This is a genomic window from Pinirhizobacter sp. (assembly GCF_035317885.1).
GTDB lineage: Bacteria > Pseudomonadota > Gammaproteobacteria > Xanthomonadales > Rhodanobacteraceae > Pinirhizobacter.
In genome coordinates this window covers 1-8,339 of sequence record NZ_DATHFX010000454.1, presented here as the reverse complement: position 1 = coordinate 8,339, position 8,339 = coordinate 1, and the positions used below count along the sequence as shown (strand labels likewise).

The 8,339-nt window shown below is 66.2% G+C and carries 8 protein-coding genes; 1 reads left to right on the top strand and 7 read right to left on the bottom strand.

The genetic code is table 11. The features are described from left to right. Window positions 1–852, top strand: an 852-nt coding sequence (locus tag VK519_RS14905) for a GNAT family N-acetyltransferase (RefSeq protein ID WP_324351044.1), incomplete at its 5' end; no start/stop codon positions are given. Between the two features lie 3 nt (window positions 853–855). On the opposite strand, the gene VK519_RS14900 is transcribed toward VK519_RS14905, so the two are convergent. The 7 genes from VK519_RS14900 to VK519_RS14870 all read right to left on the bottom strand — a co-directional run. Further along, window positions 856–2,388 carry a polysaccharide deacetylase family protein gene (locus VK519_RS14900; protein ID WP_324351042.1) on the bottom strand — a complete coding sequence of 511 codons (1,533 nt, stop codon included), beginning with the start codon at window positions 2,386–2,388 and terminating at the stop codon, window positions 856–858. Further along, complete coding sequence (locus tag VK519_RS14895) at window positions 2,381–3,562, bottom strand: hypothetical protein (protein WP_324351041.1); 1,182 nt, start codon at window positions 3,560–3,562, stop codon at window positions 2,381–2,383. Before VK519_RS14895 ends, VK519_RS14900 begins: the two co-directional genes overlap by 8 nt. Beyond that, window positions 3,559–4,725 (bottom strand): glycosyltransferase family 4 protein, encoded by a 1,167-nt coding sequence (locus VK519_RS14890; protein ID WP_324351037.1) that lies wholly within the window; start codon window positions 4,723–4,725, stop codon window positions 3,559–3,561. The genes VK519_RS14895 and VK519_RS14890 overlap by 4 nt, the downstream gene beginning before the upstream one ends. Next, a complete protein-coding gene (locus VK519_RS14885; RefSeq protein WP_324351035.1) occupies window positions 4,722–5,360 on the bottom strand; it encodes a polysaccharide deacetylase family protein in 639 nt (212 codons plus the stop codon). The genes VK519_RS14890 and VK519_RS14885 overlap by 4 nt, the downstream gene beginning before the upstream one ends. After that, window positions 5,357–6,529, bottom strand: a complete 1,173-nt coding sequence (locus VK519_RS14880; protein ID WP_324351033.1) for a glycosyltransferase family 4 protein — start codon at window positions 6,527–6,529, stop codon at window positions 5,357–5,359. Before VK519_RS14880 ends, VK519_RS14885 begins: the two co-directional genes overlap by 4 nt. After that, window positions 6,526–7,644, bottom strand: coding sequence for a glycosyltransferase (locus tag VK519_RS14875; RefSeq protein WP_324351031.1), 1,119 nt, complete (start codon window positions 7,642–7,644; stop codon window positions 6,526–6,528). Before VK519_RS14875 ends, VK519_RS14880 begins: the two co-directional genes overlap by 4 nt. Next, window positions 7,641–8,339 (bottom strand): phenylacetate--CoA ligase family protein (locus tag VK519_RS14870; protein ID WP_524538999.1); only part of this gene is annotated, 699 nt, incomplete at its 5' end. The genes VK519_RS14870 and VK519_RS14875, both read right to left, overlap by 4 nt.

Here is an 8,339-nt window from a genome sequence, read left to right as displayed (position 1 = left end):
GGGGTGTACCGAGGGCGGGTGTTGCGCCTGCTCGGTAGCGGCGTGGTGGCCGAACCGTCTTCCCGGGCGGCGGCTGAGGCGGCCATCGCCACGCTGCTGCGTGCCGACCGCGGCGCACGCGTGTTGCGTATCCAGGAAACGACGCTTCCCAATACTTTCGTACAAACGCTCACCGGGCCCGGCCAAGGTTTCACCGGCGTTTCCGCAAACCTGCTTGATCAGGTGAACTGGACCATTGCACCGCAGGCCGATGCCGCCGGCTGGCTGGCCGGCATGGACTCGAAGAAGCGCAACGACCTGACGCGTCGCCTGCGCAACGTGTACAAGAAGCTCGGCGATGGCGCCCGCTTGCGCGTGTTCGCCACGCCCGCGGAGATGGATGAATATTGTGCGTTGATGAACCAGGTGTATGCCCGCAGCTGGCACGCCGATGCCCAGGCGATCGACTGGAATGAGCCTGCCAGGCGCGCGTGCTTCGCCACGCTCGCCGCCAGTGGGCGCATCGTCGGACACATGTTGCTGCTGGGTGAGAAACCCGTCGCCTACGTGCACGGTTACCGCCTTGGCGGTCGCTACCTGCTCGATGACACCGGATACGACGAGGCCTTCGCGTCGCTGGGAGTGGGGTCGTCACTGGTGTTCCAGTCCGTGCAGGATCTCATGGCGCGCCATCCGGGCGAGACCATCGACTTCGGTTACGGCGACAACCAGTACAAGCGCGTGCTGGCTACTGACCAGGCCCAGTGCGCATCGCTGTACCTGGTTCGTGGCCCCGCGGCGCGCCTGCGCTTTGCCATGGTCGGGCCGATGCGCGCAGCCTATCGCCTGGCACGCCGGCTTCGCCAGAAGTAACCTTCAGGCCCGCGCGGCCATCATGCGATGCCGCACCAGGCGGTAGACCGGGCCGGCGAAGCGCTTGAGCGGCTTCTTGGTGTTCCACAGCAGCCATTGCCGCATTCTGGCAACGCCGTCGCCATTGGCCAGCGCCACCGCCACCGATGCACCCATGCCGCGCCACAGCGCATAGCGGCCGATCACCAGGCAATCGCCCACCCGGTGCGTGCGCACGGTGGGTTCGGAGGTGAACAGGGTGCGGATGCCGGCCGCCGCCGCCGATGCTGCCACGGCAGGGGAATAGAACCCGCCCGGTATCGAGGCAACGGTCACCGGCGACCCTAAGATACCCTCCAGTATGCGTACGCTGCTGCGCCACTCAGCGTCCAGCGCCGCGGGAGACAGCCGCGAGATCTCCGCCGGATGGGTGTGCGAATGGCTGCCCACCACGTGGCCGGCGGCATGCAATTCGCGTAACGCATGGGCGTCGATGAAGCCCGGGGTGCCGATGCGCGAAGTGGTGATGAAGAAGTGTCCGCGCATGTCCCGGCGTAGCAGTTCGCGGCCGATCGTGCTGGCCGAGGCGCCGCCATCGTCAAAGGTCAATGCGTAGGGGGTAAGCGCCCCGAAGTCCAGCCGCGTGCGTTCGAGCGCATTCATGTGGCGCGCGAAATCGTCGGTGTCGAGCTTGTACCGACCGGCGGCGGGGCCGGAAAAACCGCTGCTGTCGCCGGCGCCGGGCGCCACCACATCGTGGTACATCAGGGCCACGCGGTGCCCATCGCGTCGCGCGGCGCGTTTCCAGGCGATGTGCTGGCTTAGCCACGGCTGGCCCCAGTCCGCGCCTGCGCGGTGGCTTGTGTCCACCGCCTGCGCGGTGCCTGCGACGATCTCCTTGAGCTTCATGGCCACCGCGTCGAGGTTTTCGTGCACGGCGCGATACTGGATACGCGCATGGCTCTCAGTCCGCTCGTCAAAGGCATAGCTGTAATGCCCATACACGGGGCCTGTATCCACACCGGCATCGATCTTCAGCAGGGTCATGCCCACCTTGCCCATGTCGCGGCGTGCCAGTGCCCAGAAGCAGCCGTGGGCGTTGCGATATTCCGGGCAGATGCCCGGGTGCATCACGAAGGTGCCGACGCGGGCCACCGATAGGGTCTTCTTCTTGAGCAACTGCTTGGCGCGCGCGAGCACGATGTCGGGCCGGGCCTGGCGAAGGAAGGCGAGCACCGCATCGTCATTGACATTCGCAGCTACGATGGTGGGCACGTCGCGGGCCACGCCATAGCGCACGCGCATGGCCTGGATGGTGGCTGCCGTCCAGGCCGCATCGCCCCGGTGGGCGAGCTTCTGCCACAGGCGCATGGCCGCGACGTCGGCGAACCGGACCAGGCCCACGCGCTTGAACTCCCGCTTGATGCGGGCGATCTTTTGCGCACGCGTTTCTTCCAGCACCACGATGCCGGCCAGGGAGCTGAACGACGCCAGCCACGCCGCCAGGCCCTCGCGGTCGAAGGTGTCGCCGGCATGGCAGACAAGCACGCTACGCATGGTGGCGGATCGGCATGTGGCGCGGCGCGGGAAGTTCGAAATCGCGCCACTGGTGGGGGTTGCCGTCCTTGCCGGCTTCGGCCGCCTTGACGATGTTGTACATCTCCCGCGCCGTCACGTAGTGCAGGATGTAACGCTTGCCATCGTTGTACTTCGATTCCAGGTGCGCATGCATGGTGTGCGCGGCGTCGCCGAGCAGCGTATCCATGTCCCGTTCCTGGGTGCCGTGGGTATGGACCTTGACGAATACCCAATCGGGTTTTCCCTGCACGTGGATGCCGGTATCCACCCACGCGTCCACGCGCGAAGGGGTGGGCGGGCAGGCACGGCGTACATCGGAATTCTCGATGCGGGGGATGATGCCGAAGCGCCGCTCGCGCCAGTTCAGCCCCAGCGGGCCCGGGATGATCATCAGGTCGCCTGACGCCTTGCCGCCCACCCGAACCGGCTCGCCGGTGTCGTGCGACTTGGGCTTGAGCGGGTCGTCGGTGGCGTAGTAAATGGTGTTGATGGTGCTGGTTTGTGTTTCGCTGGGCGCGGAGGGAAGGGTGAAGTCCGCGTAGCAGCCCAGTTCGCGCAGCAGCACCAGTTCGTTGTTGATGCCGCACCAGCGCCCATCGGCTCGCGAATTGTCAAGGCACCAGTTGCCGTGGATGAAGGCGAAACGCAACTTGCCGGTGACAGGATCGCGTGGCAGGGCGCCGTGGCGTTCGTGCAGGAGCACGTTGAAGCGGTCGATGGTGGCGCGGAAGTTTTCCGGCGTGTCGTTGTCGTGGTGCAGGTGGATTTCCAGCTCGCCGAAGCCATCGGCACACAGGCCTGCGATCTTCTCCAGGTGTTCCTCGACGTATTCCTCTTCCGGATAGAAGAAGCTGTGTTGCGGATGGCGGCCGTCGGAATCGCGGTGCTTCGACGCCATGGCGCGGTAGTCGGTGCACCAGCGGTCCACCCGGGCGCGCTGGGTGGGCATATCCACGCGTCCCCAGTTGGGTTCGAAATGGTCGACGAAGGCAAACATCACGTGGGTGGGGCCATTGCCGCGGGCGGGCTTGCGGCGCCGGAGATACGAGCCCAGCCATACCTGCATGTTGCGCGCGCGGATGGCCCAGGCCACGGCGAGCAAGGCCACCAGGGCCACGGCGACTGCCAGCGCCAGGATCATCATGGCCATCATGCGGCCTTCCGTTCGCCGACGAGGCTCAGCAACTGCTCGGCATTATTGCGCCATTGCCGCTCGCGCTGGATGTAACTACGCGCGGCGGCGCCGACACGGCGCCGTTCTTCCTCGCGCGTGGCAAGTTCCAGCACACGCTCGACGCAGGCGGCGGTTTCCCCCCGTGGGAACAGCCAGCCCGTGGCACCGTCGCCGATGACCTCGGCCACGGGGGCGTAATCGGGAGCCACCACGGCCACGCCCATGCCCATGAACTCGAACAGCTTCATTGGCGAGCCGTAAAGGTTGGAGTCGGGAAGCACGGCGTAGTCCATGCAGGCGATCCAGCTGGCGATCTCGTCATGCGGGACGCGGCCGGGCAGCAACACGCGGTCGGCCAGGCCGCGGCCGGCAACCAGCGCGCGCACGGCCGGCAGTGTCTTGCCATCGCCTACGAACACCAGGGCCAGATCCGGCACCTCGGCCAGGCGCGCAGCGATCGCCTCGACGAAGCCGTCCACGCCATGCCAGTGGGCGAACACGCCGATGTGGCCGCAGACGATGCGCTGGTCCAGGCCGCGTGCAAGGCGCAGCGCCTGCCGATCGAAGCGCGCCGGGTCGAAACGGGCCAGATCCGCGGCATTGGGCGAGATCACCGACGGAGCGATGTTGCCGTGTGCCTTGATTGCCTCGTCGCGGAAATAGCTTGAGATGAACACCAGGCCGGTGGCGTTGCGCAGGCACCAGCCCTCGATGCGACGCGCCAGCGACTTCAGCTTAAGCGGCCGTACGCGATGGACCAGGGCCGAGTCGTTGATTTCCAGCACCAGCGGGATGTTCCGGCGCCGTGCCATCCATACCGTGGCGCACAGGAACAGCGAGTAGCGCTCGTAGATCAGTGCTGGTTCGTGCGCGGCGATGGCACGCGCCATGCGCGGCACGGTGATGATGTTGTAGCCAAGCTCCAGCAATTCGAACAGCACGCCGGGAAGCCGGGCGATGAACGCCGCCAGCCGACCCTGCTTGCCCGGTTCATGCGCAGGCGCTTCGTGTTCGGGGTCCGCGCCCGGGAATGACAGCACGCTTACCCGGTGCCCCAGGTCGCGCAAGGCATGCACGATGCCACGGATATGCACGCCCTCGACGTGGCGCCCGCGGGTGCGGTGGTGATAGAGGATGTTCATGCCTGCACCGGTAGCGGTGCGAAGGTATATCCGCGTTCGAGCCATGCCGGTATCACATCGGCCAGCGCGTCCACCGCCGCGCCGCTGTCGTCGTGCATCAGAATGATGTCGCCCGGGGCAGGTGGTGCGTCGAGCAGCCGCGCCACGAGCTCGTCGTGGTCGGGTTTCTGGTAGTCCATGCTGTCGTACGACCAGTGCACCAAGTTGCGGCGGTTCAGGGCGAAATGCCACAGCAGGGCCGGGGCCATGTGCCCCGCGGGCGGACGCATGCGATGGATCGGGTGTCCGGTATGGGGCTCGAGCAGTTCGTCGGTCTGGCGGATTTCCTTCAGCCTGCAAGCCTGGGTCATCGGTTTGAACGACCAATGCGAGTAGGAGTGGTTGCCCAGCATGTGTCCTTCGGCCGCGATGCGCGCAACGATCTCCGGGTGCCGTTCGACCTTCTGGCCGACCACGAAGAAACTCGCCTTGATACCGTGCCTGGCCAGGAGGTCGAGCAGGCGTGGCGTGTGCTGCGGATTCGGGCCGTCGTCGAAAGTGAGGTAGCGTTCGGCACCGTGGCGACGCTGGTGCGTCACCACCAGGCTCGGAGGCAGCAGGTCGAGGAAATCCTGCTTGCGCGGTTTCAATGTCATGCCGAGGCCCCTGCAGAAACGGCGTGGATGGGTGGCAGCGTGGCCAGGATCGATTCGAGCCGGTCGATGTTGTCGTCCCAGCGGAAATGCGCCGCGTGGGCGGTGATGGCGGCGGTGTCCCAGTCGCGGCCCAGGGCTTCGAGCAGGGCGCCGGACAACGCCGGCTGCATGCGCGGTTCCACCAGCATGCCGGCAAGTTGTGGCAATACCTCGGGGATGCCGCCGACGTTGGTGGCGACAACCGGCGTTCCGCAGGCCATGGCCTCGAGCACCACGTTGGGCACGCCTTCGTTGTGGCTGGGCAGGCAAAGCACGCTGGCGGCGCGGAACCAGTGGGGGAGGTCCGCATGCGCCACGGCACCGGCAAAACGCACACTGGCCAGGCAGCCCAAGGCCTGAGCGCGCGCGGCCATCACTGCCTGTTCGCGGCCCTCGCCCACATACACCAGCAGCGCGTCGGGCCGCTGCGAAAGCACGGCCGGGAACGCCTCCAGGAGATCGTTGCAACCCTTGGTGTCCTTCAGATTGCCGACGAACAGCACCAACGGCACGCCAGCGGGAAGCGAAAGATGCCCACGCGCCGTGTCGCGTTCGCCGGGTCCGAACAATTCGCCATCCACGCCGTTATAGAGCACGTGAGTGTTGGATGGGTCGGCACCAAGCTCCCGCGCCTTGTCCGCGAGCGCGCCGCTGACTGTGATCACGGCGCCGGCGCCGCGGAGCGCCGAGCGGATCTGCTTGCGCCGCATGGCGTGGTTGGCCTGCACGTTGAGGTCGCTGCCATGCAGTTTCACGGCGTAGGGAATACCCAGGTGGCGGGCCAGCACGCTTGCGCCAACGGCGTCTGGATAACCCCAACTGGCGAGCACGGCGTCGTACCGTGCCCGGCGGATCGCCAGGCCCTTCTGCAGTTCCAGACTCGCCCACCAGCACGCAGCGTGTAGTGCCCGGCCGATGCGCGGTGGATAGAAAAAAGTGAAATAGCCGCAGCGCACGCCCGGCACGCCGGCGAAGGGCTGGCGTTTGCCCATGCGCTGGCGGAAGTCGACCGCAGTGATGACATCCACCTCGTGGCGCCGGCCCAGGCGTTCGAACTGCTGGCGGTTGAAAGTACCGCGCAGTGGATCCCAGGGCGTGGGGAACAGATTGGTCAATACCAGGATCTTCATGCCGTAAGGCCGTTGCCGCCGTCATAGAGTCGGGCATAGCGCAAGGCCATGGCCTCGAGCGAACCATTGGCCTGTACCCACGTGCGCGCGGCCTCGCCAAGGCCCCGTGCCTGGCGCGGCTCGCGCAGCATGGCAAGCATCGCATCACCGAGGCGGGGCGCGTTACCCGCCGGTACCAGGCGGCCGGTCTGGCCGTCGTGTACGATCTCGCGGTTGCCGCCGACATCGGTGGCAAGGATCGGCAGGCCCGTGGCGCTTGCTTCGAGCAACGCCATGGAATAGCCCTCACTGGTCGATGACAACACGAACAGGTCCAGGCCCTGCAGAAGTTCGTGCACGTCGTCGCGGTCACCGAGGAAATGCACGCTGCCGGCCACGCCCTCGTCGAACGCCAGCATGCGAAGGTCTTCGCGCAATTCGCCATCGCCGATCAATACCAGCGCCGTATCGGCCTTGCGTCGGTGCACGCGGGCGAAGGCGCGGATCAGGTTCACCTGGTCCTTGGTCCAGTTCAGGCGGCCCACCGTGCCCACCAGCTGAGTTCGCTGCGGCACGTTGAGCATCCGCGTCAGCCGCTCGTGCATGGAATCGGAGGCTGGTGCGAAGGCATCCACGCGGATGCCGTTGGTTACCACGCTGGATTTCCTGGGCGGCACGATGCCCCGGGCCACCGCGTCGCTGCGCGCGGCCTCGCAAACGGCTACCACGGCGTTAGTACGTGTCAGCGCCCGTCGGTAAAGCCACTCGCGGCGTGTGGCGTGGCGATTGCCGCCCATGCCGTGGCGTGTGTTGATCACCTTGCCGATGCGAAGACCCCAGGTGGCCAGCACCGCCTGGTAGTGGGCCACGGCGTTGTGCGTATGCAGGATATCGGTGTCGTGTTCGCGCACGTGGTGCCGCGCACGCTTTAGCGCGCGCAGGTCCAGGCCGGCGCGCTTGCCGCAGGCATACACCGGGATGTCGTGGCGGGTGAGTTCGGCGGCCAGTGTGCCTTCGTCGTACAGGCAAACTACCTGGCAGGCATGGCCTTGCGCCTGCTGGAGCTTGACAAGTTCCAGCACCATCCGCTCCAGGCCACCACGGTTGAGGTTCTCGACGAAGTGCGTGATGTTCATGGCAGTGAATCCAGCTCGCAAATGGTCACCCGGTGCTTGCCGCTGGCGGTGAGCGGGATATCCGGGACGAAGCGGCAGTCCACCGTGATGCTGTCGCCAAGCACCTTGGCCACTTCGCGGCGGATGTAAGCTACCGAGGCATCGTCGAAACCCTCGCCGCGTACGATGGAAAGTTCCAGGCGTTCAAGTTCACGCTGCACCAGTTGGAAACGCAGCAGGCCCGGGACATCCTTGAGCATGTGAGGGAAGAATTCCCCGGGCAGGCGATGGCCGTTGGCGGTGACGATGGCATCGAGCACGCGGCCATCGACGCTGTCGAGCATCGGCAGGCAGCGGCCGCACGCACACACACGCGTGCTCATGGTGGCCATGTCGCCATTGGCGTAGCGGATGAAGGGGAAACCGTAATTGAAGAGATCGGTCACCACCACTTCGCCGGAGCATCCCAGCCGCGTGGTGCGCTCACCGGAGCGCAGTTCCAGCACCAAATGGTCGGCGTTGACATGCAGGCCCCCGCGCTCTTCGCATTCGCTGGCCACCAGCATGAATTCCCGGCAACCATAGGTGTTGTAGGCGGGGCAACCGAAGGCCTCCTCGATCACTTCCCGCTGAAATCCGTGCAGGGCTTCGGCGCCCCCGATCACCGCCGACGGACGCCAGACGGTGCGCTTGTTCTCGACGATCCATCGGGCCAG

Excerpts from the sequence above, each read along its gene's own strand:
- VK519_RS14900 (WP_324351042.1), bottom strand. The coding sequence starts at position 2,388 with ATGCGTAGCGTGCTTGTCTGCCATGCCGGCGACACCTTCGACCGCGAG.
- VK519_RS14895 (WP_324351041.1), bottom strand. The coding sequence starts at position 3,562 with ATGATGGCCATGATGATCCTGGCGCTGGCAGTCGCCGTGGCCCTGGTG.
- VK519_RS14890 (WP_324351037.1), bottom strand. The coding sequence starts at position 4,725 with ATGAACATCCTCTATCACCACCGCACCCGCGGGCGCCACGTCGAGGGC.
- VK519_RS14885 (WP_324351035.1), bottom strand. The coding sequence starts at position 5,360 with ATGACATTGAAACCGCGCAAGCAGGATTTCCTCGACCTGCTGCCTCCG.
- VK519_RS14880 (WP_324351033.1), bottom strand. The coding sequence starts at position 6,529 with ATGAAGATCCTGGTATTGACCAATCTGTTCCCCACGCCCTGGGATCCA.
- VK519_RS14875 (WP_324351031.1), bottom strand. The coding sequence starts at position 7,644 with ATGAACATCACGCACTTCGTCGAGAACCTCAACCGTGGTGGCCTGGAG.